At 73.2% G+C, this 26,007-nt stretch carries 18 protein-coding genes and 1 pseudogene; 6 read left to right on the forward strand and 13 right to left on the reverse strand.

Features of this window, described 5'->3' with window-relative positions; genetic code table 11:
• Positions 1-139: 139 nt before the first annotated feature.
• Positions 140-1,288, forward strand: a complete 1,149-nt coding sequence (locus T328_RS30120; protein ID WP_496499378.1) for a substrate-binding domain-containing protein — start codon at positions 140-142, stop codon at positions 1,286-1,288.
• A 189-nt stretch (positions 1,289-1,477) separates the two neighbouring features.
• Here T328_RS30120 and T328_RS30125 read toward each other — a convergent pair whose 3' ends face one another.
• From T328_RS30125 to T328_RS30135, 3 genes are all read right to left on the reverse strand, one after another.
• Positions 1,478-2,599, reverse strand: coding sequence for a cellulase family glycosylhydrolase (locus T328_RS30125; RefSeq protein WP_496499379.1), 1,122 nt, complete (start codon positions 2,597-2,599; stop codon positions 1,478-1,480).
• A 43-nt stretch (positions 2,600-2,642) separates the two neighbouring features.
• Positions 2,643-3,764, reverse strand: a complete 1,122-nt coding sequence (locus T328_RS30130) for a glycoside hydrolase family 43 protein (RefSeq protein WP_496499380.1) — start codon at positions 3,762-3,764, stop codon at positions 2,643-2,645.
• 226 nt (positions 3,765-3,990) lie between these two features.
• Positions 3,991-5,010: a glycoside hydrolase family 43 protein gene (locus T328_RS30135; protein ID WP_496499381.1), complete on the reverse strand. Its 1,020-nt coding sequence runs from the start codon at positions 5,008-5,010 to the stop codon at positions 3,991-3,993.
• 497 nt (positions 5,011-5,507) lie between these two features.
• On the opposite strand from T328_RS30135, the gene mgrA reads away from it, so the two are divergent.
• A complete protein-coding gene (gene mgrA / locus T328_RS30140; protein ID WP_496499382.1) occupies positions 5,508-6,500 on the forward strand; it encodes an L-glyceraldehyde 3-phosphate reductase in 993 nt (330 codons plus the stop codon).
• Between the two features lie 17 nt (positions 6,501-6,517).
• On the opposite strand, the gene T328_RS30145 is transcribed toward mgrA, so the two are convergent.
• Positions 6,518-7,513, reverse strand: a complete 996-nt coding sequence (locus T328_RS30145; RefSeq protein ID WP_496499383.1) for a LacI family DNA-binding transcriptional regulator — start codon at positions 7,511-7,513, stop codon at positions 6,518-6,520.
• A gap of 387 nt (positions 7,514-7,900) precedes the next feature.
• Here T328_RS30145 and T328_RS30150 point away from each other — a divergent pair, with 387 nt between their 5' ends.
• Positions 7,901-8,917: a family 43 glycosylhydrolase gene (locus T328_RS30150; protein WP_496499384.1), complete on the forward strand. Its 1,017-nt coding sequence runs from the start codon at positions 7,901-7,903 to the stop codon at positions 8,915-8,917.
• 48 nt (positions 8,918-8,965) lie between these two features.
• Here T328_RS30150 and T328_RS30155 read toward each other — a convergent pair whose 3' ends face one another.
• The 3 genes and pseudogenes from T328_RS30155 to T328_RS30165 form a co-directional block, all read right to left on the reverse strand.
• Complete coding sequence (locus T328_RS30155) at positions 8,966-10,777, reverse strand: gamma-glutamyltransferase family protein (RefSeq protein WP_496499448.1); 1,812 nt, start codon at positions 10,775-10,777, stop codon at positions 8,966-8,968.
• A 151-nt stretch (positions 10,778-10,928) separates the two neighbouring features.
• Positions 10,929-11,129: pseudogene (locus T328_RS30160) on the reverse strand (ABC transporter permease); the annotation flags it as partial.
• 14 nt (positions 11,130-11,143) lie between these two features.
• Positions 11,144-11,293 carry a hypothetical protein gene (locus tag T328_RS30165; protein WP_496499385.1) on the reverse strand — a complete coding sequence of 50 codons (150 nt, stop codon included), beginning with the start codon at positions 11,291-11,293 and terminating at the stop codon, positions 11,144-11,146.
• A gap of 251 nt (positions 11,294-11,544) precedes the next feature.
• Here T328_RS30165 and T328_RS30170 point away from each other — a divergent pair, with 251 nt between their 5' ends.
• Complete coding sequence (locus T328_RS30170; protein ID WP_496499386.1) at positions 11,545-14,307, forward strand: AfsR/SARP family transcriptional regulator; 2,763 nt, start codon at positions 11,545-11,547, stop codon at positions 14,305-14,307.
• Positions 14,308-14,422: 115 nt separating this feature from the next.
• On the opposite strand, the gene T328_RS30175 is transcribed toward T328_RS30170, so the two are convergent.
• The 4 genes from T328_RS30175 to T328_RS30190 all read right to left on the reverse strand — a co-directional run bounded on the left by T328_RS30175 (position 14,423) and on the right by T328_RS30190 (position 20,289).
• A complete protein-coding gene (locus T328_RS30175) occupies positions 14,423-15,739 on the reverse strand; it encodes a hypothetical protein (RefSeq protein WP_496499387.1) in 1,317 nt (438 codons plus the stop codon).
• A 133-nt stretch (positions 15,740-15,872) separates the two neighbouring features.
• Entirely contained in the window at positions 15,873-17,903 is a 2,031-nt protein-coding gene (locus tag T328_RS30180) for an AfsR/SARP family transcriptional regulator (protein WP_496499388.1), read from the reverse strand.
• The gene (locus T328_RS30185; protein ID WP_496499389.1) at positions 17,900-19,084 is read right to left on the reverse strand and encodes an amidohydrolase family protein; all 1,185 of its coding nucleotides are present in this window, start codon (positions 19,082-19,084) and stop codon (positions 17,900-17,902) included. The genes T328_RS30180 and T328_RS30185 overlap by 4 nt, the downstream gene beginning before the upstream one ends.
• A complete protein-coding gene (locus T328_RS30190) occupies positions 19,081-20,289 on the reverse strand; it encodes an MFS transporter (RefSeq protein WP_496499390.1) in 1,209 nt (402 codons plus the stop codon). The genes T328_RS30185 and T328_RS30190 overlap by 4 nt, the downstream gene beginning before the upstream one ends.
• Before the next feature lie 111 nt (positions 20,290-20,400).
• Between T328_RS30190 and T328_RS30195 the strand changes: the two genes are divergently transcribed.
• Positions 20,401-20,907 (forward strand): MarR family winged helix-turn-helix transcriptional regulator, encoded by a 507-nt coding sequence (locus T328_RS30195; RefSeq protein WP_496499391.1) that lies wholly within the window; start codon positions 20,401-20,403, stop codon positions 20,905-20,907.
• 426 nt (positions 20,908-21,333) lie between these two features.
• Here T328_RS30195 and T328_RS30200 read toward each other — a convergent pair whose 3' ends face one another.
• On the reverse strand, positions 21,334-24,246 hold the full coding sequence (locus T328_RS30200; RefSeq protein WP_496499392.1) for an AfsR/SARP family transcriptional regulator: 2,913 nt from the start codon (positions 24,244-24,246) through the stop codon (positions 21,334-21,336).
• A gap of 128 nt (positions 24,247-24,374) precedes the next feature.
• Positions 24,375-25,289 (reverse strand): NAD-dependent epimerase/dehydratase family protein, encoded by a 915-nt coding sequence (locus T328_RS30205; protein WP_496499393.1) that lies wholly within the window; start codon positions 25,287-25,289, stop codon positions 24,375-24,377.
• A 125-nt stretch (positions 25,290-25,414) separates the two neighbouring features.
• Here T328_RS30205 and T328_RS30210 point away from each other — a divergent pair, with 125 nt between their 5' ends.
• Complete coding sequence (locus T328_RS30210; RefSeq protein WP_496499394.1) at positions 25,415-25,810, forward strand: hypothetical protein; 396 nt, start codon at positions 25,415-25,417, stop codon at positions 25,808-25,810.
• Positions 25,811-26,007 lie beyond the last annotated feature (197 nt).

Consider the following 26,007-nt stretch of genomic DNA (forward strand, 5'->3'; position numbering starts at 1 on the left):
TTAACGCGTGATGGTCGGCCGATCATCTCCGATCGTTTTTTTCACGTCAAGAGCTAGAAACTTCATATACGATCAGATCTGATCACTCTGTTCACCACCCGACCTGCGGCACCTTCGCGATCAGGATGGACGTGCTCGAATGACGACTCCAGGCTCGTCGGCCCCGCTGCCCGACGAACGCCGCGCCCGCATGCTCGACCTGCTGCAGCACCGGGGAACCGTCCGGGTGAACGACCTGGCGGCCGAGCTGGACGTCTCGGTCATCACCGTCCGTCGCGACATCTCCCTGCTGGCCGACCAAGGTCTCGTACGGCGCGTACGCGGCGGTGCCACCCTGCGCGACGTCGCCTCCGCCGCCGGGGAGGCGCAGCCCAACGGCGCGCAGCCGACCGCCCCGGAGCCGGGCCCGGAGGCGCCGGCCGCGCCGGGCGCCGCGGAGCAGCTGACCGTCGGCATGGTCGTGCCCTCGCTCGACTACTACTGGCCCGACATCATCCGCGGCGCCCGGGAGGCCGCCGCGGGCGCCGCCGCCCGCATCGTCCTGCGGGGCGCCACATACGAGGCGGCCGACGAGCGGCGACAGTTGAACCGACTTGTCGACACGGTGGGGGTCGACGGCCTGCTGGTGGCCCCGACCACGTCGGGCGGAGAAGGCGAGGAGCTGGTGCGCTGGCTGCAGGCCACCGACACGCCCGTCGTCCTGGTCGAGCGCAGCGCCGCCATCGGTCCGTACCACGAGGTCATGGAGTCGGTCGTCAGCGACCACGTGCTCGGCGCGGCCATGGCCGTCCGGCACCTCGCCTCGCTCGGCCACCGCCGCATCGGTCTTGTCACCACCGTCAACAGCCCGACGTCCCCGCATATCCGCCGCGGTTGGCACCAGGCATGTACGGAACTCGGCCTCCGGCTGGCCGGCACCCCCGACGCGCAGACCGTCGACCAGGCGCAGCCGGGCTGGCCGCAGGCGCGTGACGACCTGCTCGACCGGTGCCTGGCCTCGGGGACGACGGCGGTGCTCATGCACTCCGACCCCGAGGCGATCTCGCTGGTCGAACGGTGCCAGGAGCGCGGCATCGACGTACCCGGCGACCTCGCTCTCGTCAGCTACGACGACGAGATCGCCGAGCTGTGCGACCCCCCGCTCACCGCCGTCCGCCCGCCCAAGGCGGCCGTCGGCCGGGCCGCGTTCGCACTGCTCGCCGGACGCCTGCGGGACCGCGAACCGGAGCGGCCGGCGCACCGCATGGTCATCGCGCCGCGGCTGATCGTTCGTTCCTCGTCCGCCTGACGGCTCCGCCGGGTATCTGTCTCCGGCGTCCATGTCGCCGTCCCCTCTCATCCCGCCGGTGAACGCGTGCACGTGGCGGTGCCCGCGGCACCTGCCGGCGGGCCGTGGCCCTCGGGACGGCACCCCGGCCCGGTGGGGCGGACCGGAGTGCCGTGGCTGGTCAGGGTGTGGCCGGTCGGGGACTGCCGGTCAGTTGTCGAGGGCCCAGGCGTGGTGGAGGCGGTCGACCATGCTCTGGTTGCGCACGGTCAGCGACAGGTCGGTGCCGCTGCCGCCCAGTGCGAAGAGGGAGTACCAGTCGTAGTCGGGGCGCTGGGTGTGTTTGCCGCCCAAGGCCGGCCAGTACACCGACCCCATGCCGTGCTCGCGGGCGGTGTCGGTGCCGGCCTGGATGTACCGCACGAAGTTGTCGCCGCTGTTCGCCTGGTTGTAGTCCCTGCCGTCGTCCATCGGGGCGCCGAACTCGTCCAGGACGGTGCGGGAGCCGCAGCCGCCGATCTTCGATTCGAACTCGGCCACCCACTCGTCCTTGGTCTTCTCCTCCGAGTAGAAGAACTCGTACAGGTGAAGGGAGAGGTACGTCCCGTCGAAGCGGCTGTCGGCGCAGACGCCCGTGACGTCCTGGTTGTAGCCGGTGCCGCTGATGAAGACCCGGTCCTTCGGGAGCGACGGGCGGTCGGCGAGCCAGCCGGCGGCCACCTCCCTCCAGTCTGCGGCGCTGTAGCCGTGGGGCTCGTTCATCGGCTCGAAGAAGACGTTGTCGTTGGACTCCCACCTGCCCACCGCCGCGTCCCACATCGCGTTGAAGGCGTTCATGTCGTCGATCACGCCGTTCGGTGAACCGCCCTCCCATGCGGAGAGAATGACCTTGAAGTCGGCGTCGGCGGCGGCGTCGACGGCTCCGGCGTAGGCGTCCCCCCACGCTGTGCCGGGCACGGAGTCGGCATTGACGGGTAGCCGGACCGTGTTGGCGCCGATCGTCCTGCGGAAGCCCTCGACGATGGCGGTCGCCTTGGCGTAGGCGGTGTCGTAGTCGTCGGACTCGCTCAGCCCTTCGGGGACGACGGGGCCGTCGGTGAAGTTGTCGCCGGGCATGGCCCAGTTCACGCCCTTGAAGTCGGCGGCGGCCAGCGGGCCGGGCGCCGCGGCCGGCTCCTCTCCGGCGGCCGTCGAGTACGTCACTCCCGCGACGAGCACGGAGGCGAGCACGGCGACGGCGGCGGCCGGTGCCCGGCGGCGGGAGCGCGTACGGGTGGGGGGTGTGGCGGAACGGCCCCGGTGAGAGGGGTGTTCGGCAGGGGAGGTGGACATCGGTGTCCTTTCGGGGGGTGGTGGGGGGCCGGGTTCGAGGTCGTTACGGGCCGACCGCGCCCGGCTCCCTCCCGGGAGCCGGGCCCTCGGGTACCGGTACGCCGAAGTCCGGGGTGCCGTCGTCGCGCCAGCCCAGGGTCTGCAGCCGCGTGTGGCGGTTCGGGTCGTCGAGCGGGTCGCCGTCGATCTCGCGGTACTGCCGCGCGTGGTAGACGAGTACGTCCTCGGTGCCGTCCTCGGACACCGTGAAGCAGTTGTGGCCCGGACCGTACTGCCGGTTGTCCTCGCTGGTGGCGAAGACCGGTTCGGGGCTCTTGGCCCAGGAGGCTGGGTCGAGGAGGTCGCTGCCCGCCGCGGCGGTGAGCAGCCCGACGCAGTAGTTGGCGTCGGTGGCGCTGGCCGAGTAGGTGAGGAAGACCCGGTCGTTGCGCTGCAGCGCGTACGGCCCCTCGTTGACCCGGAAGCCGACGCACTCCCAGTCGAACTCGGGAAACGACAGCTCGACGGGGGTGCCGGCGAGGGACCAGGGGGTGTCCATGGCGGCGAGGTAGAGGCAGCTGTTGGCGTCCCGGTCGGGGTTGGCCTGGGCCCAGCACAGGTAGCGGGTGCCGCCGTGGGCGAAGGTGGTGGCGTCCAGGGAGAACGTGTCCAGGTGGGTGGTGAGCCGGCCCAGTTCCTCCCACGCGCCGGTGAACGGGTCGGCGGCGGTGTTGCGCAGCACGTAGATCCGGATCGCCCAGACGTCCTCCGCGGCTCCGGCGGCGAAGTAGACGTACCAGGCGCCGTCGATGTGGTGCAGCTCCGGTGCCCAGATGTGCGCGCCCATCTCGCCGGTGGCGTGCCGGGTCCAGATGACGGTCTCCCGCGCGGTGGACAGGCCCTGCAGGCTCTCCGAGCCGCGCAGCACGATGCGGTCGTACTCGGGTGCCGTGCCGGTGAAGTAGTACAGGCCGTCGGTGTGCCGGGTGATGTGGGGGTCGGCCCGCTGCGTGATGAGCGGGTTCACGTACGTGGCCGCCGGGGCGGCGGGGCGGGCGGGCCGGGCCGCGGCGGTGCCGGCGGCGGCGAGACCGCCGCCCGCGACCCCCGCGGCCAGGGCGCCCCTGATGACTCCCCGGCGGCTCGGGTACCGGTGGTGTCGTGCGCGTGTGCCTCCGCTGCTCATGTCGCTGCTCCTTGTCATTGCGCCGGTACGGCCGACTCGGCACCGGGCGCCGCCGGTTGCCCGGAGCCGGAAGTGCCGTCGGGGTTCCAGGAGGTGAGCGCGGTCGTCAGCACGGTCCAGCGGGACGGCATGGGGGGTGCCTTTCTGCGCGGGTAGGTGGGGGGTGGGGGGGTGGCGCCGCGGGCTACCGTCTCGTGAGTGATCCGGGCCGGTCCGCGGGCGCGCGTTACCAGCGCTCCAGGACCCGGGCCTCCTCGGCGGAGGTCAGGTTGAGGACGAAGCCGTGGCGCTTGTGCGTGTCGCCCAGGTCGTAGTCGCCGACGCGCTGGAAGTTCCCGGTGTCACCGAGGTTCGTGGACGTCAGCGGCATGTAGCCGGCGCCGGTGGCGTACTGGTCCAGCCACAGCGTCCAGGCGTTCCGGTCGTTGAACTTCGTCCACATCGGGCCTTCCACGTCACCGCCGGTGAGGCCCATGTGCGACAGGTCGCCGATCCTGGTCCAGTCGCCGAGAATCGAGTTGCCCGCCTCGATGGTGAGCTGGTCGTCGCGCGAGGCCCGGTAGTAGCGCCACCCGCCGGTGCCGTCCGGCACCTCGATGATCTGGGTGTCGATGATCTCCTGGCCGCCAGGACGGTCGATGTAGATCTGAGGTGTGGTGACGCTGCGGAAGTCGCCGGTGCGCGCGTACCAGATGCGGTGCTTGCGCACTCCGTCGACGGTGGAGTTGGTGGCCCAGTACAGGACGTAGTCGCCGGTCTCGGCGTCGTATATCGCCTCCGGGGCCCAGGCGTTGCCCGCCTCGGGGATGTCGCCCGCCACGTCGAGGAGCCGCGGCTCCGACCAGTTCACCAGGTCGGTCGACTCCCACACCACGATCGAGGTGCTGCCGCGGTTCGCGGCGTCGTCCCACGAGGTGCCGCTGCCGATGTGCAGGTCGGTCGCGATGATCCAGTACTTGTCGCCGCCGGGAGACCTGACGACGACGGGGTCGCGGACGCCCTCGGTGCCGACCGTCGTACGCAGCACGGGCCGGCCCTCGTTGAGGTCGTTCCAGTGCAGTCCGTCGTCGCTGTGGGACAGGTAGAGCTGCTCGCCGTCGGTCTGCTCACCGGTGAAGTGGGCCATGAGATAGCCGGTGTACGTCTCCTGCGCGCTCGCGCTCCGCTGCCCTGTCACCTGGAACGAGGCGACCAGCAGACAGACGGCGGCCAGCAGAACGACGACGCGGGTAGCCACGTAGCGCATGGGCTTGTCTTCTCCTGATTCGTGAGTAGGCGGCACCGGGCCGGCACCCGTCGGGGCGGCCGGACCGGCGATGCGGCCTGACAATCATGCACATGACATTGATGACGTACGCGGAAGAGGCCGGGGGGGTACGGCTCTTCGGGGCGGAACCGGCGTCGCACTTCGCCGCCTGAGGGATCACCTCATGCCGCGACCGCCACGCCGGACTGCGGGAAACGCCATCGGCGTCGCAGAACCGTACAACTCGAACAAGTCGCGTACGTTTGCGTCAACATCGGGCCGACGTCCCAAGTATCGACGCCCCGCACTCCGGGTCAACCCCTCGCGGCGAGATCGTTCGACGACACGAGCGCGGTTCGAAATATCGACCGGGTGGAGAGTCGAGTGTGCGGGCTGTTGGGTGGAGGTGTGCCGAGGGGAGGGTAGATTTCCGGTTCTGCCACCCCGGATCCCGAAGAGCCGGGGATCCCTCCGCACCCGCCCCTCCTGGAGTCACGTTGTACACCGCACACACCGACCGCTACACGACCATGCCCTACCGGCGCATCGGACGCAGCGGGCTGAAGCTCCCGGCGCTTTCCCTGGGCCTGTGGCACAACTTCGGTCCCGACCGGCCGGCCGGGACCCAGCGGGCCATCCTGCGCCGCGCCTTCGACCTGGGCGTCACCCACTTCGACCTCGCCAACAACTACGGCCCGCCGCCCGGCGCCGCCGAATCCGCGCTGGGCGGGTTCCTCAGAACGGACTTCGCGCCGTACCGCGACGAACTGGTGATCTCCACGAAGGCCGGCTACCTGATGTGGCCCGGCCCGTACGGCGAATGGGGTTCGCGCAAGTACCTGCTGTCCTCGCTCGACCAGAGCCTGACGCGGCTCGGCCTGGACTACGTCGACGTCTTCTACTCGCACCGCCCCGATCCGGACACTCCGCTCCAGGAGACGATGGGCGCGCTGCACTCGGCCGTACAGCAGGGCAAGGCGCTGTACGTCGGCGTCTCCAACTACTCGGCGGAACAGACCCGCGAGGCCGCGCGCATCCTGGGCGAACTCGGCACTCCCCTGCTGATCCACCAGCCGCGCTACTCGATGCTCGACCGCCGGCCCGAGCACCAGGGACTGCTCGACGCCCTGGACGAACTGCAGGTCGGCTCCATCGCCTACTCACCGCTGGAGCAGGGGCTGCTGACCGCCCGCTACCTCGACGGCATCCCCGAGGACTCCCGCGCCGCGAGCGACAGTCCGTTCCTGAATACGGACGCGGTCACCGGGGAACTGGTCGCCCGGCTGCGCACCCTGGACGACATCGCCACCTCCCGCGGCCAGTCCCTGGCCCAGATGGCGCTGTCCTGGGTGCTGCGCGGGGGCCGGGTGACCTCCGCCCTGGTCGGGGCGAGCAGCCCGGAGCAGCTGGAGGACGGTGTCGCGGCCGTGCACAACCTCGACTTCGACGACCGGGAGCTGGCACGCATCGACGCCGCGCTCCAGGCATAGGCCGCCGCGGGTGCCTGTCAGCCCGGGTCGGCGGCGGGTGGGGCAGTGCTCTCGCGCACCACCAGCCGGGTGGGCACCAGCGTGACCCCCCGCTCCCGGGTACGGGTACGGAGCTGCCGCAGCGTGCTCTCGACGAGCAGCCGGCCGACCTGCCCGAAGTCCTGGTGGACCGTGGTGAGCGGAGGAGGGAAGCACGAGGCGTCGGGGATGTCGTCGAAGCCGACGACGCTGACCTCGCCGGGGACGGCGCGGCCCGTCTCGTGCAGCGCGCGCAGCACGCCGAGCCCCAGCTGGTCGTTGGCGGCGAACACGGCGGTGCAGTCCGGGTCCTCGGCCAGCCGCAGCCCCGCTCGGTAGCCGGACTCGGCGGACCAGTCGCCGCGCAGCATCGGGGGCGCCGGGCGGCCGGCCGCCGCCAGCGCGGACCGCCAGCCCCCGATCCGGCGCTCGGCGGCGTACGAGTCCTCGGGTCCGGCCACGTGCCACACCGTGCGGTGGCCGAGGCCGAGCAGGTGCTCCACCGCGGTCCGGGCCCCGCCGGCCTGGTCGGTGTCGACCACGCTGAACCGCTCGCCGGCGTCGGAGTCGGCCACGACGACCAGTGTGTTGGGCGGCAGGTCCAGGGTCGCCGCGTCCAGCAGGTGGACCTCCAGAATGGCGATGACGGCGTCCACGGCCAGCTCGCCGAGGCGGGAGAAGGCGCCGCGCACCTCGTCCTGCGTGGGGACGGCCACGGGCAGCAGCGTCACCGCGTAGCCCTCCTGGGCGGCGGACTGCGCGATGGCGTCCAGGGTGCGTACGTTCCCGGTAGTCGACAGCGTGAAGGTGACGACGCCCAGGGTGCGGAACTCACCGCGGCGCATGGCACGTGCCGCGCTGTTGGGGCGGTAGCCCAGCTCCTCCATCGCGGCCAGCACCCGGCGCCGGGTCTCTCCCCTGACACCGGCGACCCCGTTCGAAACGCGCGAGACGGTCTGCCCGGAGACCCCGGCCAACCGGGCGACGTCGAGCATGGACGCGCCCTGGCGGGGCCGCGGCCCCCGGCCGCGCCCGCCGGGAACCCAGGATCCGTCCGTCGCAGACCCGCCGTCAGTCGCTTTCACGTCGCCCCTGCGATCGCCTGTGTGAGTTCATGTGGACGTGACGACTCCCCCTGCCCGCGCCGCCCCGGTGCCGGGGCGGCCACCCGCTGCCTCGTCCAATTAAACACAACGCCGGCGGGGTTACCGGTCGGGATCACGGGCCGTGACGCCTCGTTGCGTACGAAATAACGAACAACGATCGTATTCACGGACGTTCGGGGTGCGCGGAGTCTTGACCGTGGACATCGGAAGTCCATACTGGGCGTCACCGCGCCGACATGTTGACGTAAACGTCTCCTCCTGAGAGGCAACCCCCACATGACACCCAACGGCCTGCGTCGGAGGCCCGGCGTAGCGTTCGCGTCGCTCATCGCCGTCGTGCTCGCGCTGATCACGACCTGGACCGGGTCCCCCGGTGCCGGCGCGGCCGGCACCCGCGCCGCGCCCACCGCGGCGCAGGCGAACAACCCCGTGCTCCCCGGCTACAACGCCGATCCCAACATCGCCGTCTTCGGCGACCGCTACTACCTGTACGTGACGACCGACGGGTACGAAGGCTGGGGCAGCACGTCGTTCAAGGCATGGTCGTCCGCCGACCTGGTGAACTGGCGCGACGAGGGCACCATCCTCGACCTCGGCCCCGGCGTGGCGTGGGCGGACGACCGCGCCTGGGCGCCCACCATCGCCGAACGCGACGGCACGTACTACTTCTACTACACCGCCGAAGCCATGATCGGCGTCGCCGTCAGCGACTCCCCCACCGGTCCCTTCACCGACACCGGCCAACCGCTGATCGAGGCCAACCCGGACGGCAACGGGCAGGCCATCGACCCGGCCGTCTTCACCGACGGCGACGGGCAGTCCTACCTCTACTGGGGCAACGGCTCCGCCTGGGTCGCCCCGCTGGAGGACGACATGACCACCCTCCGCGAGGACGGGATCCAGCGCGTCGACGGGCTCGACGAGTTCCGCGAAGGCCAGTTCATGGTCGAGCGCGACGGCACGTACCACCTCACCTACTCCATCGACGACACCCGCAGCGAGGACTACCGCGTCGGCTACGCCACGGCGCCCGGCCCCACCGGGCCGTTCACCAGCCACGGCGTGATTCTCCGCAAGGACACCGACCAGGGCATCCTCGCCACCGGCCACAACTCCGTCCTCCAGATCCCCGGCACGGACGAGTGGTACATCGCCTACCACCGCTTCGCCGTCCCCGACGGCGACGGCACCCACCGCGAAACCGTCATCGACCGGATGCGGTTCGGCCCCGACGGGCTCATCGAACCGGTCACGCCGACGCACGAGGGCGTGCCGCCCCGGCCGCTCGGCTGACGGCCCTCCCGGCGGCCGGCGCGCCGGTACCCGTCGCCACGGGGCCGCTCAGCGCCCTGCCGCGTAGCCCTGGGCACCGCGCGGGTTTGCCGCCGCCTGGAGGACGCCGCTGTCCGGATCACGCGTGACGACCGAGAGCCGGCCCTGGCTCCACGGTCCCGAGACGGTCACGTCGTGGCCGCGTTCGCGCAGCTCGTCGACGACCGCCGGGCCCGCTCGTTCCTCGATCACCAGTCCCCCCGGCGTCCAGGTCCGCGGCCAGAACGAACTCGGGACCGCGGTGGTGTGGAACGCCGGTGCGTCGATCGCCTCCTGCGGATCCAGCCCGAGGGCCAGCGTGCGTACCAGGTAGAGCAATTGCCACTGGTCCTGGCAGTCGCCCCCCGGCGTGCCCAGCGCGGCCACCGGGATGCCGTTGCGCAGCAGGAGGGTGGGGGTCAGGGTCGTTCGGGGCCGCCGCCCCGGCGCCAGGCGCGCCGGGGCGGCCGGGTCCAGCCAGGTCATCTGGAGCCGGGTGCCCAGCGCGAAACCGAGGTCCGGCACAGTGGGAGAGGACTGGAGCCACCCACCCGACGGTGTGGCGGAGATGATGTTCCCCCAGCGGTCGACGACGTCGACGTGGCAGGTGTCGCCGCGGGTCTCCCCGGTCTGCCGCACGGTGGGTTCGCCCACGCCGTCGGCCCGTACCGCGTGCCGATCGGAGACGAGCGGTGGCGTGTACGGTGCGACGCCGATGTCGCCGGGCCGGAGTGCGGTCGACGCGACCGCGCCGATCAGGCCGGCGCGCTCCTTGCCGTACCGGGGGGACAGCAGTCGGCGGACCACGGCCTCCGCGGCCCCCGGATCCAGGTGCCCGTAGAACGCCTCCCGGTCGGCCATGGCCAGCTTCAGTGCCTCGGTGAGGGTGTGGATTCCCTGCGCGGTCGACGGATCGATCTGCTCGTCGGCGAGGTGGTCGAGCATGGTGAGGGCCTGCAGCAGCACGGGCCCCTGGGACCACAGGCCCGCCTTCGCCACCGTGGTCCCCCGGAACTCGGCGGTGACCGCGGGTTCGAGGGACGGCTGGAAGTCGGCGAAGTCGGCGGCGGTGATCACTCCGGCGTGGTCCCCGCCCGAGGAGTGCCGGTGCGGCACGGCCGCGAACTCCGCCACGGCGGCGGCGACGAATCCGGTTCGCCAGGCGTGCCGCGCGGAGTCGATCCGTGCGGTTCTCGTCTCGCCGGCCCCTTCGGCGGTCAGCCGGCGCAGGGTGCGGGCGTAGGCGGGGTTGACGAGGGTGGCGTGCGGCTGCGGGACCCGGCCCCCGGGCATCCACTGCGCGTACGACGTCGGCCAGTGCGTGCGGAAGAGGTCCTCGACCGTGGCCAGGACGCGCGCGAGCTGGGGTACGACCGGAACTCCGCGTTCTGCGTAGTCGATCGCGTAGGCCAGCACGTCGGCGAGCTCCCAGGTGCCGAGTTCGGCGAGCAGCCACAGCCAGGAGTCGACGGCGCCCGGGACGGCGGCGGCGAGGGCGCCCGCACCCGGCACGTGGTCCAGCCCTTCGGCCCGGAAGTGCTCGATCGTGGCTCCCCGCGGGGCGTGGCCCTGCCCCGCCAGTACGCGCGGCGACGGGTCCGCGGCGGTGGCGAGCACGGCGACGAGGTCGCCGCCCGGCCCGTTGAGGTGGGGTTCGGCGACGTGGAGGACGAAGGCGCCGGCGGTGGCCGCGTCGAAGGCGTTGCCACCGCGCTCCAGTACGGACTGGGCCGTCGCGGATGCCAGCCAGTGCGTCGACGCGCACATACCGAAGGATCCGCGCAGCGTGGGGCGCGTCGGGTGCGGGGCGGCGTCGCTCGGTGACGGTTGCTGCCGCGCCATCAGGACGGCGCCGTTGAACAAGGCATGCGCCTCAGATTAGACGAGCCGTCCGGGCGCCCGGCGACAACGGTTCGAGCCGTCGGACCGCTCGGGCGGCGGCCGGCGTGATGCCGGCCGCCGCCCGCTGCGCCCGCCCCACGACCCTGCGGCCCTACGGCCATCGGCGCAGCGCCGCCCGCGCCGGCAGGGTGACCGCGAGCAGCGCCAGTCCGCCCGCGGCGGCCACGAAGGCCCCGTACACCAGCGGGGGCACGTACGGCCCTTCGCCGGTGATGCCGTTCATCATCGGGATCAGGGTGGCCGCGGCGATCGCGGAGCCGACGGCCACGCCCACCGCGGAGACCAGCGCGCTCGCGACGGCGCCGTTCACCCGAAGTCGGCACCGAGCACCTGAATGGTGGTGGGCAGCAGGGCGACGCACAGCACGAACGCCACGGCCCAGGGCAGCAGCCGTACCCACCGACGCGAAGCACCCGCGAACAGCGCGCGCGGGGGCTCCTGCACCACTGGCTTCATGACGCCCAGCCTATGCACGGCGGAACGGCGTCAACCGTGGACCTCGACCCGGTCGGTCCGAGGGGCCGGCCCGTACGCGGACGACATGTCGCGGAGGGTGCGCCGGCGAAGTGGGCCTCCAGGTGGCGGGACCGCACAGGACTCGCAAGGCCGTGACGGGAACCGAATACGCACCCCGTGTGTCTGTAGGACATGTGGCTGATCTGCGCTTGCTGGGCCCCGTCGAACTTCGAGGTCCGGGCGGTGACCGGATGGATCTCGGACCGCCCCGGCAGCGCCACCTCCTGGCCGTGCTGGCGCTGTCGCTCGGCCAGCCCGTGGCGCTGGAGACCGTGATCGACCAGGTGTGGGGCGAGGATCCACCGACGAACGTCCGCAGCCTCGTCTACACGTACGTCTCCCGCTTGCGGCGTGTCCTCCTCCGGGCGGGCGCCGCCGCCGTCCCGCGCCGCAGCAGCGGCGGCTACGTGCTCGATCTCGCTCCCGAAGAGGTGGACCTGCACCGCTCGCGGGCGCTGGCCGGCCGGGCTCGGCAGGAGAAGGGGCGGGCCGTGGAGTTGCTGCGCGAGGCCACCGCGCTGTGGCGCGGCACTCCGCTGGCGGGCCTGCGCGGCGACTGGACGGCGCGCGTACGGGCGGGACTGGTGCGTGAGCGCGTCATCCTCCTCGGCGAACGCTTCGACGCCGAGCTGGCGCTGGGCAGGCATGCCGAGATCGTGGAGGAGCTGTCCACCGGGGTCGTCGAGCACCCCTCGGCCGAGCCCTTGACCGCCCAGCTCATGCTGGCGCTGTACCGCGCCGGACACCCGGCCGACGCGCTCGCGGTGTACGACACCGCCCGGAAGCACCTGGCCGAGGAGATCGGTGAGGACCCGGGCCCGGTGCTGCGCGAGCTGCACCAGCGCATCCTCCGCCGCGATCCCGCGCTGGACGGCCACGCCGTCCGCGATCCGGCCCCGGCAGAGCCCGGGACCGAGCCCGCCCCCGTGGTACGGCCCGCCCAGCTTCCGCCCGACGTCGCCGGGTTCACCGGCCGGGAGGACCACCTCGACCGCCTCGACCTGCTGCTGCCCGGCGCCACCGGCACAGCGGCCGTCGGCGTGCTGGTCGGGACCGCGGGGATCGGGAAGACGGCGCTGGCGGTGCACTGGGCCCACCGGATGGCCGACCGGTTCCCCGACGGGCAGCTGTACATCAACCTGCGGGGCTTCGACGCCTCGGGGATCGTGGTGGCGCCGGAGCAGGCGCTGCGCGACCTGCTGGAGGCGTTCGGCGTACGCGAGGAGCAGTTCCCCCCGGACACGGACGGCCTCTCGGCCCTGTGGCGCAGCGTGCTGGCGGGGCGGCGGGTGCTGCTCATCCTCGACAACGCCCGTACCGTCGAACAGATCCAGCCGCTGCTGCCGGCCGCCGCGGGCTGTCTGACCCTCGTGACCACCCGGTCCGAGCTTCCCGGTCTCCTGGCCGCCGGCGCCACCCGGCTGGGCCTGAAGGTGTTCACTCCCTCCGAGGCGCGGCAGATGCTGGTCCACCGGCTCGGTGCCGACCGCCTGACCAGGCAGTCGGAGACGGTCGACGACGTCATCGCGCGCTGCGCCGGGCTGCCGCTGGCGCTGGCCGTCGTCGCCGCCCACGCCGCCGCCCGTCCCGACTTCCCGCTCGCCACGCTGGCCGGACAACTGCGGGAGGAGGGCGGCGGCCTGGGAGCCCTGTCCGGCGGAGGCCCGGGCGCGGACATCCGCGCGGTCTTCTCCTGGTCCCACAGCGGACTCAGCCCCGAGGCGGCCCGGCTCTTCCGGCTGACCGGCCTGCACGCCGGCCCCGACCTGAGCCACAGCGCCGCCGCGCACCTGGCCGGGCTCCCGCCCCGCCGCACGTGGGAGCTGCTGTCCGAACTCACCCGCGCCCACCTGCTCACCGAGCCCGCCCCGGGCCGGTTCACCAGCCACGACCTGTTGCGCACCTACGCCGCGGACCTCACCCGGCACCTCGATCCCGAGTCGGAACGGCACGCGGCCCTGACGCGGGTACTGGACTACTACCTGCATTCCGCCCACGACGCCTGCCTGGCCACCGGAATCCACCTCAACCTGGAGCCGCCCGGCCCACCGCTGCCCACCACCACCGCCGAGCCACTGCCCGACGCCGCGCGGGCGATGGACTGGTTCGTCGCCGAACGCCGCACACTGGCGGGGGCGGTGGGCCTGGCCGCGCGGACCGGCTTCGACGCGTACGCGGCCCGGCTGAGCCGGCGGCTGACCCCCTTCCTCGACCGCCAGGGGCTGTGGCACGAGCAGGCAGAGATCCAGCACCTCGCCGTCCAGGCCGCGCACCGCCTGGCCGACCCCGTCGAGCACGCCCGCGCGCTGACCGACCTGGCCCGCGCGTACATCCGGTCCGAGCGCATGGAGCAGGCCCAGAGCAGCCTGAAGCAGGCACTCGAACTCTTCCAGGCCGCGGACGACACCCGGGGCCAGGCTCGTGTCCACAACTTCCTCGGCTACATTCGCGAGGAGCAGGAGTTCTACGACGAGGCCCTGCGCCACTCCCTGCAGTTCCTCGACCTCGAGCGCAGCGCCGGCAACGAGGCCGGTCAGGGCCGGGCGCTCAACTCCGTCGGCTGGCGGTACATCCTGTGCGGCCACCACGAACAGGCGCTCCCGTACCTCCGCGAAGCACTCGCGCTGCAGGAACGCATCGGCGACCGGCACGGCTCCGGCCTCACCCTCGACAGCATGGGTCTCGCCCACCACCGCGCCGGCCAGTGGCACCAGGCCATCGCGTACTACCGGCAGGCGCTGGAACGGTTCGAGTCACCGGCGGCGGCCGACCGCCTGGTGACCGCCACCACCCTCGACCGCCTCGGCGACACCCACCACAGCGCGGGTGACCTCGCGGCGGCGCGCGACGCCTGGCAGCGCGCCCTCGGCATCTACGAAGAGCTGCAGCACCCGCAGACGGAGGAGTTCCGCGAGCGGCTCGACAAGATGACGGCGGCGATCTCCACGGAGTGAGGCGGCGGCCCCCGGGCGTCGCCGTCGGCCGCCGGCTCCGGTGGTGACGTCCGCGGGGCCGGGCGCCGGGTGCGCGGCCGGCCCGGCCGCCCCCGCGGGGGGCGGGAGGTGGCGCTTACCGCTCGGCCAGGTGGACGTCGACGCCGCTTCCCGCGGCGATCAGCCCCGCGTAGCCGTTGACCTGCTGCGGAGCAATGCCGGGCGCACTGCTGACGATCTCTCCGGTACGGGCGTTCCGCACCGCCAGCTTCTCCCCCACTTCAAGGTACAGGCGGTCCTCGTACGAGGCGGAGACGCCGCCCTCCCACTCCCCGGGCGGGAGTTCCCACAAGACCTCTCCGCCGGCGGCGTCCAGGCCGATCGCCCTGCCGCGCTCCTTGTCCTCCTTGGCGTCCTCGTCCTCCTCGTCGCTCGAAGCGAGCACCACTGTCGTGCCGCCCTCGCTCTTCCAGCAGGACATTCCACTGACCAGGCCGTCATCGCGGGTGTGGGTGACGTCGCCGGTGTCCACCTCGATCAGGCGCGGGCCCTGCTCGTCTTCGAAGTCCTCGACCGCCAGCCACGGGCCGCAGGGAGCGATCGAGGCGTACTTCGAGATGTCCTCGTGCCACGTGGGCTCGCCGTCCGCCAGCATCGCTCCCCGCAGTCGTATCCCGCCGCCGTCCCGGAACGACATGCCCGCCAGCTCGTCCCCGGAGCCTGCCATGGCCAGGAAGTCCTCCTTCTGCCAGACGAGCTTCGGCTCGTCGAGGTCGATCCCCAGCGAGGCCACCATGCGGTCGCCCTTCGCCACCTGGACGACCGCCCTGCCGTCGTGGGCGTGGAGCACCGGCGCGGAGAGCTTGTCACCGCTCTCACCCGCCAGGACCGCCGGCTCGACGAGCAGTCTCCACAGCCGCTCGCCCGTCTCCGCGTTCGCCGCCAGGACCTCCACCGCCGTCTCCTGCCGCTCCCCCCGGACGGGTACGGCGGCCACGACCGCCGGGGCGCCGCCGATCCGGGTGAGCAGCGGTCGGGGCAGCCTGCGCTGAGCGCCCTGCTGCTCCAACTCCGCGGCCTCGTCCGCGTCTCGCCCCCCGGGCGACCCCTTCCACGCCTCGTGCAGCGGCTGCCGCTCGGGCCGCAGGCGCGCGACGTCGTCGCCGGTGTTCAGGTCCATCATGGTCAGGCCCGTCTCGTCCGCGACCCAGACGTTCTGCCCGTGCAGTGCGACCGGCGGGTATTGCACCGGCCCGGTCTCGATGGAGAAGGCGGCCTCGGACGCGAACGCCGTGGCGGCGGGAGGCTCCTTGGCAGGGGTGTTGGACGACTGCCGGGGGCGGCCGGGGCGTTCCTCAGGGTCGCCGTCGCCGCCGCATCCGGCCGCCGCCGCCAGGGCCAGCAGAGCGGCGGCGGCCAGGGCACGGGAGGAGATGCTCGTACGTGTGCTCATGCGGGTGTCGTGTCTCCCTCGTACGCGCCTGTGGGCAGGCCACGGGCGGTGCCGACCAACGTAGCGAGGGCTGCTGGAGAAAACCTTGACGAGATCTGACATGACTGGTGACAGGCCCGGTCGGGTGGTGGCCCTAGCGGTATCCCCGGTAGGCACCGGTCCCGGATCGGGGGGCGGAGCGGGGTAACCGGTGCCTGCGGGATGCGGCGTGGACGTAGTGGTCCAGGACGCGTTGGACGGCGTCCCGCCGGTCGGCCGCGGTGTCGTGTGCGTGGGCCAGTTCGGCGGCGTAGTCGCGCAGCAGGTCGTGCACGGTGAACCAGTCGGGAGCCGGCTCGGCGAGCAGTCCGGCGCGGGTGAGTTCGGCCAGCAGCGCCCTGGCCCGCTGCGGGTCCAGGCCCGCCAGGCCGGCCGCGGCGCCGGTGCTCAGCTCCGGGCCCGGGTGGAGCCCGAGCAGTCGGAACAGCCGGGCGGCGGCGGGGCTGAGGTGACCGTAGGACCAGGAGAACAACGTCCGGATGTCGGCGACGGAACCGCTGCCGGCCGCGTACGGCGCCCGGTCCGCCGGTGTCGCGGGCGAACGCCCCGGTGGAGCGGCGAACTGGGCGGTGTGCTGGACGGTGTGCTGGGCGGCGGCGAGGCCGAGCGCCAGCGGCAGGCGTACGCATCCGTCGACGATGTCCGTCACCGTCTGCTCCCCGGTCTCCGCGCCCGCCTCCCCCAGCAGCCCGGCCAGCATGCGCCGCGCCTCCCCGGCGTCGAGCGGCGGGAGGACGATCTGGTCCGCGCCGGTGGTGGCGACGAGGAAGGGCATCTGCCGGCGGCTGGTGACCACGGTGGCGCAGCCGGGAGCACCGGGCAGCAGCGGCACCACCTGGTCGGTGTCGCGGGCGTTGTCCAGCACCAGGAGGAACCGCCGTCCGGCCAGCAGGCTGCGGAACAGTGCCGTGCGGGCGTCGGTGCTCTGCGGCAGCCGGCCGTCGGTGATCCCGAGGGCCTGGAGGAAGCCGGCCAGCGCCGCGGCCGGCCCGGTCGGAGAGTCCGCGGTCGCGTAGCCGCGGAGGTCGACGTACAACTGCCCGTCCGGAAACGCGTCGGCCACCCGGTGCGCCCAGTGCAGCGCCAGGGCGGTCTTGCCCACGCCGGCGCGGCCGGCGATGACGCAGACCGCCGCGCCGTGCGGCGAGCCGGCGGCCTCCTCCCTCATCCGGCCCAGCCGGTCCAGGCGTTCCACGTACGCCTCGCGTCCGACGAACCCGGCGACGTCGGGGGGAAGTTGCGGCGGATGCACCGGGGGGTCGGCGTCGGGCCCGCCGTCGTGGACGGAGATGCGGATGGTGTGGTGGGGCGCTCCGTTCTGCTCCCGCCGGTTCCCCGACCGGTGCCGGAGGTCCTGGCCCAGGTCCAGGGCGGGGTCTCGGCGCAGCACCTGCTCGTGCAGCCGGCGCAGCTCCGGTCCGGGTTCCTCGCCGATCTGATGGACGAGGTGGTCCCGGGTCCGGGTGTACGCGTGCAGCGCGTCGGCCTGCCGGCCGGACCGGTACAGCGCGAGCATCAGCTGCCCGGTCAGCGGCTCCGCCAGCGGGTGGTCCACCACCAGGGCCGAGAGCGCCGTCACCGCCTGCGCATGACGGCCGAGGTGCAGCTCCAGGGCGTAGCGCTCGGTCAGCAGGGTGACCAGTTCGCGCCGGAGCCCCACGCGCATCTGCTCCGCCCACCGTCCGCGCAGCCCGGCCAGCGGTGTGTCGCGCCACAGGGCGGCGGCCTCGCCCAGCAGTTCCGCTGAGCGCAGCGGGTCGCCGGACTGCTCCTGCCGGGCCCGGCGAACCAGGCTCCGGGCGCGGTGCAGATCCACGTCCTCGGGGTCGACGGCCAGCAGGTAACCCCCGTTGTCCCGGCGGATCTCCGCTGCTCGCGTGCTGCCCGCGCCGGCCTGCCGCAGCGTCCGGCGCAGCCGCGAGACGTAGGTGTAGACGACGTCGCGCATGTCCTTGGCCGGCTCGTCGCGCCACACGCGCGCGATCAGTGTCTCCACGGGCACCAGCCGGCCCGGGGACATCGCCAGCACGGCCATGACGCACCGCTGCTGCGGCGGCCCGAGCGGGTACGGGCGGTCTTCGGCGCCGTACAGCTCGACCGGCCCCAGCAGCCGCAGGTCGATCATCCCGTCAGCCCTCGCTTCCGCGCCGCCGCGGGCGCCTCCCGGTCCCCGGCCGGTGGCCGGTCCGGTTCCGGGCCGTCGGCGGCGGGGTGACGACCGGCCGGCGTGTGTGCGACGCCGGCGCGCCAGACACGGCGGATGTTGCGGGTGGCGCGGATGTCGGCGAGCGGGTCCCCGTCGAGGAGGACCAGGTCGGCGCGGAGCCCGGGCGCGACGGCGCCGCGGTCGGTCAGGCCGAAGGCCCGGGCCGCCCGGCTGGTCGCCGCGCGGAGGGCCTCGGCGGTGCTCAACCCGGCGTCGACCAGGAGTTCCAGCTCGTGGTGGAGGCTGGTGCCGCCGTCGGGCTGGAACGGCACGCCGGCCGTGTCGTTGGTGTCGGTGCCGGCGACGACGGGAACCCCGGCCTGCCGGAGCAGAGCCACACTGCGGCGCGTACCCGCGAACCCTTCCGCCCGTCCGACCGTTGCCGCGATGCCTTCCATCATGGTCAGGGTGGGTACCACGGTGCAGCCGCCGGCGGCGATCCGCTCCACGACGGCGGGGTCCAGGGGTGCGCCGAGCGGGAGGTGGGTGATGATGTCCGCGCCGGCGTCGAGCGCCTGGACGACGGCCTCCTGGGACGGCGCGTGCACCACGACGCGGGTGTTGCGGGCGTGTGCCGCGCGGGTCAGGGCGGTGATGGTCTCCTGGTCCGGGCCGCCGTCGGCCGGGTCAGCGATGATCTTGAGGTAGTCGCTGCCGGCGGCCAGCCGTGCGGCGACGAACGCCTCGGCCTGTTCCGGGTGGGTGACGACGGCGTCGTCCGGCATGGTGGGGATGCGCGCGTGCATGCCGCCGGACCCGATGGCGGGGGTGCCCGCGCTGCGCACGTCCTGTCCGAGCATTGTGCCGCGCAGCGCGGTCAGCCGCTCCGGGGGGTAGGTCCCCATGTCCAGCGCGGTGGTGACGCCGTACGAGCAGAGCTTGTCCGGCGTCTCGCCGCCGCCGAGGTGGACGTGCGCGTCGATCAGACCCGGCAGCAGCACTCCGCCGTGGTGATCGGCATCGGCGCGGTCGGTGCCGGTGTGGTCGGTGACGGCGTGGTCGGTGCCGATCACGCCGTCGGCGATGACGACCGTGCGTGGTTCGGTCAGCCGGTGCCCGTCGAAGACCCGTACACCGGTGAGGGTGACGCGATCGGTCATGGCCTTCGTACCTTCTTCCGCGTTGGTGCTTGTGTGTGGGCGGGTGTGGGCGGTGGGAGTGGTCCGTCGCGGTGCGGCGTGCGAAACGACCACCACAGCGCGGCCAGCGCCACCAGTCCGGTGGTGAACGCGGCGTAGCCGATGCCGCCGCGGCCGGCCAGGCCGTAGCCGAGCGAGCCGACGGCTCCGCCGGTGCTGATGCCGAGGTAGATGGTGCTCTGGTGCAGTCCGAGGACGACGGGGGCCGTGTCGGGCGCGGCGGCGACGAGCCGCAGTTGCTGCGGCACGTTGACCATCCAGTGCAGCATCGCCCAGGCACCGACGCCCAGCAGCGCCGGCGGCATGGCGACCGCCACCAGCGGGACCGCCAGGACCGCCACGACCAGTCCCGGAGCGACCAGCGCGATCGTCCGGTCCGGGCCGAAGCGGTCCGCCAGCCGGCCGGCGAGCAGGTTGCCGGCCACGGCGCCGGCGCCGAAGACCAGCAGCGCGGGGAACAACCGGTCCGGGTCGCCTCCGGTGGCCTCCAGCAGCACCTCGTCGATGAAGTTGTAGACCGTCCAGCTCGCGGTCAGGCACAGCCAGGTCGCCAGCAGCGTGGCGAGCACCTGCCGGTCGCGCAGCGGTGCGACCCGCGTGCCGAGCGGTACCACGGGCGAACCGGCGAGAGCCGGCAGCAGCCGGAGCGCGGCCATCGGCAGCGTGGCGACCAGTGCGAGGAGGCCGAGGACGAGCCGCCAGCTGGTCGCACCGCCCAGCCACGCGCCCAGCGGCAGGCCGAGGACGATCGCCGTCGTCAGACCGCCCACCACCACGGCCACGGCGCGCCCCTGCCGGCCGGCGGGGGCAAGGAGGCGCGCGACCGCGAGTGCGTTGGCGGTGTACACGCCGGCGCCTACGCCGGCGAGCACGCGCGCCCCGACCGCGCCCGGGAAGTTGGCCGCGACCGCGGTCAGGGCGTTGCCGATGCCGAACACGGCCAGTGCGGCGAACAGCAGCTGCCGCGGCGGCCGGTGCCCGGCCAGCGCGGTGAGTACCGGGCCGCCGAGTGCGTAGGCGAGCGCGTACACCACGACCAGCTGGGCGGCGGCGGTCCGGCTGACGTCCAGGTCCGCGCCGATGTTCCCGAGCATGGGCGCGATGACGAACGTCGAGACCCCGACAACGAAGTTGCCGGAAGCGAGCGCGAACAACTTCACGTTCACGGGCCCCTCCATTCCGCCACGGCGGGCGACCTCCGGATAAGCAGTTGAACTCTTCAACTACATCACGAGCCTACCCGACTGGTTGAAATCTTCAACTGTTACGCTGGCGCCATGAGTGGCACGCGGTGGCTGGACGACGATCAGCAGCGCCACTGGCGCTCCTACGTGGAGGGGTCGGCGCTCCTGGTGGACGTGCGCGATCGCCGGCTACGCGACCGCCACAACCTCTCGCTGGCCGACTACGAGATCCTGATGCGCCTCTCCGAAGCGCCCGAGGGCCGCATGCGCATGGCCGAACTCGCGGAGCTGTCCTACTACTCGCGCAGCCGGCTCTCGCACACGGTCTCCCGGCTGGAGTCCCGCCGCCTCGTCAGCCGGTGCGGCGACGCCGACGACAAGCGCGGTGTGGTCGCGTCGCTGACCGAGACCGGGCAGGCGCTGCTGGTCGAGGCCGCCGAGGACAACGTGGAGACCGTCCGCGAGCATTTCGTGGACCTGCTCAGCCCGGCCGACCTGGAGACGATCGGCCGGGCCTTCCGGACCGTGGCGGAAAAGATCCACCGATCCGCCGGGGAGCGGGACGAACCGCGCGGTCAGAGCAGGTCCGGGACGGAGTAGCCGCCGCGGCCGGCAGGCGCCGTGACCCGCCGCCGAGGCCGAGGTGCGGCTTCTTCCGGGTGCGCTTGTGCTGGTGAGGGGTTGCTTGCGCGGCGGTCAATTCCTGACTCCGTTCCTGGATCCGCTTCGTGCGGTGCAACCCTGTCGGGTCGACCTTGACGCGGACCTGGACGGAATCTGTCAAGGCGCTGGCAGGGCCCTGTCACGCCGACCCGGCGGCACCGGCCTGCCGGGGACGCGGGTGGCCCCGGTGACGCGGCGAAGTGCGCGACTTGGTCGTCGAACCGGGCCTTTTCCGGAGTGTGCCACGAATACCTTGACGAATTCCTTCACAGAACCGGACACCCCTCGCGACGACACCGAAGCGTCAGAACTGACCGTTCTCGAAGAGCTGATCCGCGCCGTCATGACAGCAGGCGGCGCTCCTTATACCGCTTTCAGGCGGGTACGGGGCTCGTCGGCGGCCGGGTGGCGGAGGTCCTCCAGGATGCGCAGTGCCTGGGTCCACGACGCCCGGGCGGCGGCGGAGTCGCCGATGCCGAGCTGTGCGTCGCCCAGGGCGGTGTGCGCCTTGGCGGCGTTGACCGGGTCCGCCGCGTCGGGAGACTCCAGCAGTTCCAGCGCGCGCCGCAGGCAGGCGATCGCCTCGTGCGGATCGCCCAGGCGGTGATGGGCACGGCCCAGGGTGTCCCAGGTGACGCCCATGAAATACCGGTCGCCCACGCTCTCCTGCACGGCCAGCGCCTGGCGGGAACGGGCCAGGGACAGCGCGGGCTTGCCGAGCAGGCCGTAGATCCAGCCGATGAGGTTCAGCTCACGGCCCTCGCCGCGGCGGTCACCGGCCCTGCGGAAGAGGGCGAGGGACTTGCGTGCGTGCCTGAGGGCCGGTGCCAGGTCGTCGCGTGCCTCGTACACGTTGGCCATGTAGTGGTGGACCCCCGCCAGGCCGACGAGGTCGCCGCTGCGGTGGAACAGCTCGTAGGCGCTGTCCAGATGCTTGCGGGCCTGCTCGATACTGCCCAGGCGGAAGGCGGAGCGGGCATGGTCGCACAGGACCGCGGCCAGCTCGGCGTCGCCGGCGGGGTCGCCGGACGTCCGGCGGGCCGCCGCGAGAACCGTCTGCTGCAGCCGGCTCTGCTCGATCCAGCGCCCGTCGCGGTCGAGGTAGTTGCCCAGCCGACTGCCCAGGCCGACGACGTGGCCGTCGCGGCCGGTCGCCTCGGCGAGTCGTACGGCCTCGGCGAGCGTGCGCCGCTCGGTGACGAACCAGGCGAAGGCCGCGGTCGCGTCGGCGAGGGCTTCGGGTGTGACGTCGGGCGGGGGCGGGCCGAGGTCCGTGAGCCGGTCGCGGTGCGCCCAGAGCACCCGGCACGAGGTGTGGGCCGAGTGCAGGTAGTAGTCGAGCGCCCGGCACTCGGCTGCCCGGCGCTGCTCTTCGCCTTCCTCTTCGCGCGCCAGCTCGGCGGCGTAGTCGCGCAGCAGGTCGTGCACCGCGAATCTGCCCGGCGCACGCTCGTCGAGCATGCTGGCCCAGGTCAGCTCGCGCAGCAGGGCACGGGTCTGCGGCAGCCCGGTACCGGCCAGCGCGGCCGCCGCGCCGGTGCCGAACTCCGGCCCCGGGTGCAGGCCGAGGAGACGGAACAGCCGGGCGGCGGCAGGGCTGAGGATGCGGTACGACCAGGAGAACACCGTCCGCACGTCCGCCATCAACTCGTGTCCACCGGAATCGGGAGTCCGGTCGGCCAGCGCCGCGAGCGTGACTCCCGGACGGGCGGCCAGGTGGGCGGCGGCCAGGGCCAGGGCGAGGGGCAGTCGCTCACATCCGTTCACGATCTCCGACACCGCGCCCGCCCGGCCCTCCACCTGCCCGTCCGCCAGGCGCCGGACGAGCAGTTGGTGCGCCTCTTCCGTGCTGAACGGCTCCAGCACGATGTGGTCCGCACCGGTCGCGGCCGTCAGGCCCGGAAGCCGGCGCCGGCTGGTGATCACGGTGGCGCAGCCCGGGGCCCCGGGGAGCAGCGGCAGCACCTGCTCGTCGTCGCGGGCGTTGTCGAGCATCACCAGCACCCGCCGGCCGGCCAGCAGGCTGCGGAACAGCCCCGTGCGCGCGTCGGCGCCCTCCGGGATCCGGCTGTCCGGTACCCGCAGCGCCTGGAGGAACCCCCGCAGTGCCTCGGCCGGCTCGGTGGGGCTGTCCGCCGCGGCGAACCCGCGCAGGTTCACGTACAACTGCCCGTCCGGAAAGTGATCCGCCGCCCAGTGGGCCCAGTGCACCGCGAGCGAGGTCTTCCCCACCCCGGCGGTGCCGACCACGGCGCAGATCGCCGCATCCGGCGGACCGCCGCCCGCCCCCGGCAACAGCCGCTCCAGCCGGTCGAGATACGCCTCCCGCCCGGTGAACCCGGCCACGTCCGGCGGCAGCTGCGCGGGGCGTACGGCCGGCATGGCGGCGGCAGAGCGGGGCGGGCGCCGGCCGCCGGCGAGTGGGCTGGCGCCGGGCTTCTGGTCGCCGGCGGGCGGGCGGGCGCCGGGCTTCCGGTCGCCGGCCGGAGAGTCCTGCGGATCCGCGCCGTGGTCCAGGCCGGGGCTCCGGCGGAGGATCCGCTCGTGCAATCGGCGCAGCTCCGGGCCCGGCTCCTCGCCGATCTCCGCGACGAGCGACCGGCGTGTCCGCGCGTACACCTGGAGGGCGTCGGCCTGCCGCCCGGAACGGTACAGCGCCAGCATCAGCAGCCCGGCCAGCGGCTCCGCCAGCGGGTGCTCCACGACCTCCGCCGACAGACCCGCCACCGACTCCTCGTGCCGGCCCAGCTCCAGCTCGATGTCGTACCGCTCGGTCAGCAGGGTGACGCGCTCACGCTCCAGCGCGGCCCGCACCTGCTCCGCCCACTGTCCGCGCAGCCCCGCCAGGGGCGTGCCGCGCCACAGCGCGGTCGCCTCGCCGAGCAGCGTCAGCGCCCGCTCCGGGTCGTCGGCCCGCGCCGCCGCTCCCTGCCCGGCCAGGGCGCGAGCGCGCTGCAGGTCGATGTTCCCGGGTGCGATATCGAGGACGTAACCGCCGTTGCCGCGGCGCAGTACCGGAGCGTCCGGGCCGTCCTCCGCGGCGGCCTGCCGCAACAACCGGCGCAGCCGGGAGACATACGTGTACAGCGCGTCACGCGCGGCGCCGGTCGACTCCTCGCGCCAGGCGTGCTTGATCAGCGCCTCCGCCATGACCGGCCGACCCGGGGTCATCGCCAGAACCGCCAGCACGCACCGCTGCTGGGGCGGCCCCAGCGGGTAGTGCCGCCCGTCCGCCCCGCGCAGCTCCACGGGACCCAGCAGTCGCAGTTCGGTCACTCCGTCGATCCTCCCGTTCCTCAGCCGCCGCACACCGGGCTACGGCAGTGGGCCTGCCCGGCGACGGTGCGCCGTCGTCTGTACGACGCCCGGCCGCGGCGGGAGGTAACGCCGGCGCCGGCAGGCGCTCACACGGCATCCACCATGTCCCGGAGCGTAACGTCGAGTGGGGTGGGGGTGAGGTCGAAGGTGCGCTCGGTCCGCGTGGAGTCGAGGACGAACGGTCGGCGGAACTGGTACTGGATCTCGGGCAGCTCCCGGATCATCGGCGAGAACAGGCCACCGGCGCGGAGCATCCACCCTGGCATAGTACGCAACCTCGGCGCCCGCGCCCCGGCCACCTGCGCCAGACGCCCGGCCAGGGCCCGTACCGACTGCGGCGGTGGCGTGGGCGCGTGCCAGACGCCGCCCCACGCGGCATCGTCCCGGGCCACGGCGACCAGGGCCCGGGCGGCGTCCCGCGTGGCCGTCCAGCTGTGCGGTACGTCCAGGTCCGCCGGCACCAGTGCCGTCCGGCCCGCCAGCACCCGGGGCACGACGGCGGCGGTGAAGACGGAGACCGCGCCGGCGCCGATGAAGTCGGAGGCGCGCACCGTGGCGACGCGCACCCGGCCGGCTTCGTGCGCGGCGAGCGCCTCCTTCCAGATCCCGGCGCGGACGCGGCCCTTGACGCTGTTGGGGGCCGGCGGCAGATCCTCCGTCATGGGTCCGTCCACCTGCCCGTACGCGTAGACGTTGTCGAGGAGGACGTAGTCCGCGCCGGTCCGCTCGGCGGCGGTGAGCTGGGCGGCGGCCAGCGGCGGGAACGCCTCGGCCCAGGTGTGGTAGGGCGGGGCGGCGCAGTTGAACAGCGTGGCGGCGCCGTCGGCGAGCTCGGTGAGCCGGTCGGCGTCGGAGGCGTTGGCGGCGACCCGCTCCACGCCGGGGTGCTCGGGGCCGCCACCGCCGCGGGTGATGAGGCGGACCCGGTGGCCGGCGTCCGCGAGCAGGCACGCGGTGGTGCTTCCGGTGGCTCCGGCGCCCACCACGATCACCAGGGACATAGTCAACTCCTTTGACGTTGCTGGTCCCACTGCGCGGGAGCCGGAGGCCGTAGAGTAGCGGCACGAGCAGCAGGCCACAGGAAGATCGGGCCATGACGGCCGGGCCGCCGGCGAACGGGGGACGCGTGTCGCGCGAAGCGGCCGGTGCCGAGGCACGGATGAAGGGGATCACGTTCCCCGCCTGGCGCGGCGAGCACTACGTCACCCTGGCTGAACTACTGGTCCGCCTCGGCAGCTTCGGCCTGGACCTGAGGTGGCGCGTCGCGTTCGACGAGGTGGTCGATCCCCGCTGTGCCGAGATCCGGAGACGGTCCGCCGGCGGCGGTATGGACGCGTTGACGCTGCTGTCGCTGACCACCCCGTCCCTTCAGCTCATCGACGCCGAAGCACGCGGGTTCGCGAAGGACGGGCCGGTGGTCGTCCTGACCGAAGTGGACAGCTCGTCGTGGGACGTCAGGGCCGTCGACGAGCGCGTCCTCGGCGAACTCCGTCGCCACTACCCCGACGCAACGGACCTCTGAGCGGGTTACCGCGGCCAGCCCGCGGACGGCGAGGCGGAGTTCTCACCCTCGTACCGCTCGGTTGTGGTGCGAGTTCGCGTGCGCTTGCACGTCGTCGCCGCGGCCATGGCGACAACCGTACGCGACCGCGGCCGACGCGAGGAGGGCTCCGGGCGGCGGGGCCTCGTGTATCCGCTTTGTATGGCCGCCTCCTTCAA

The sequence above is a fragment of the Streptomyces sp. CNX435 genome (genome assembly GCF_059570575.1).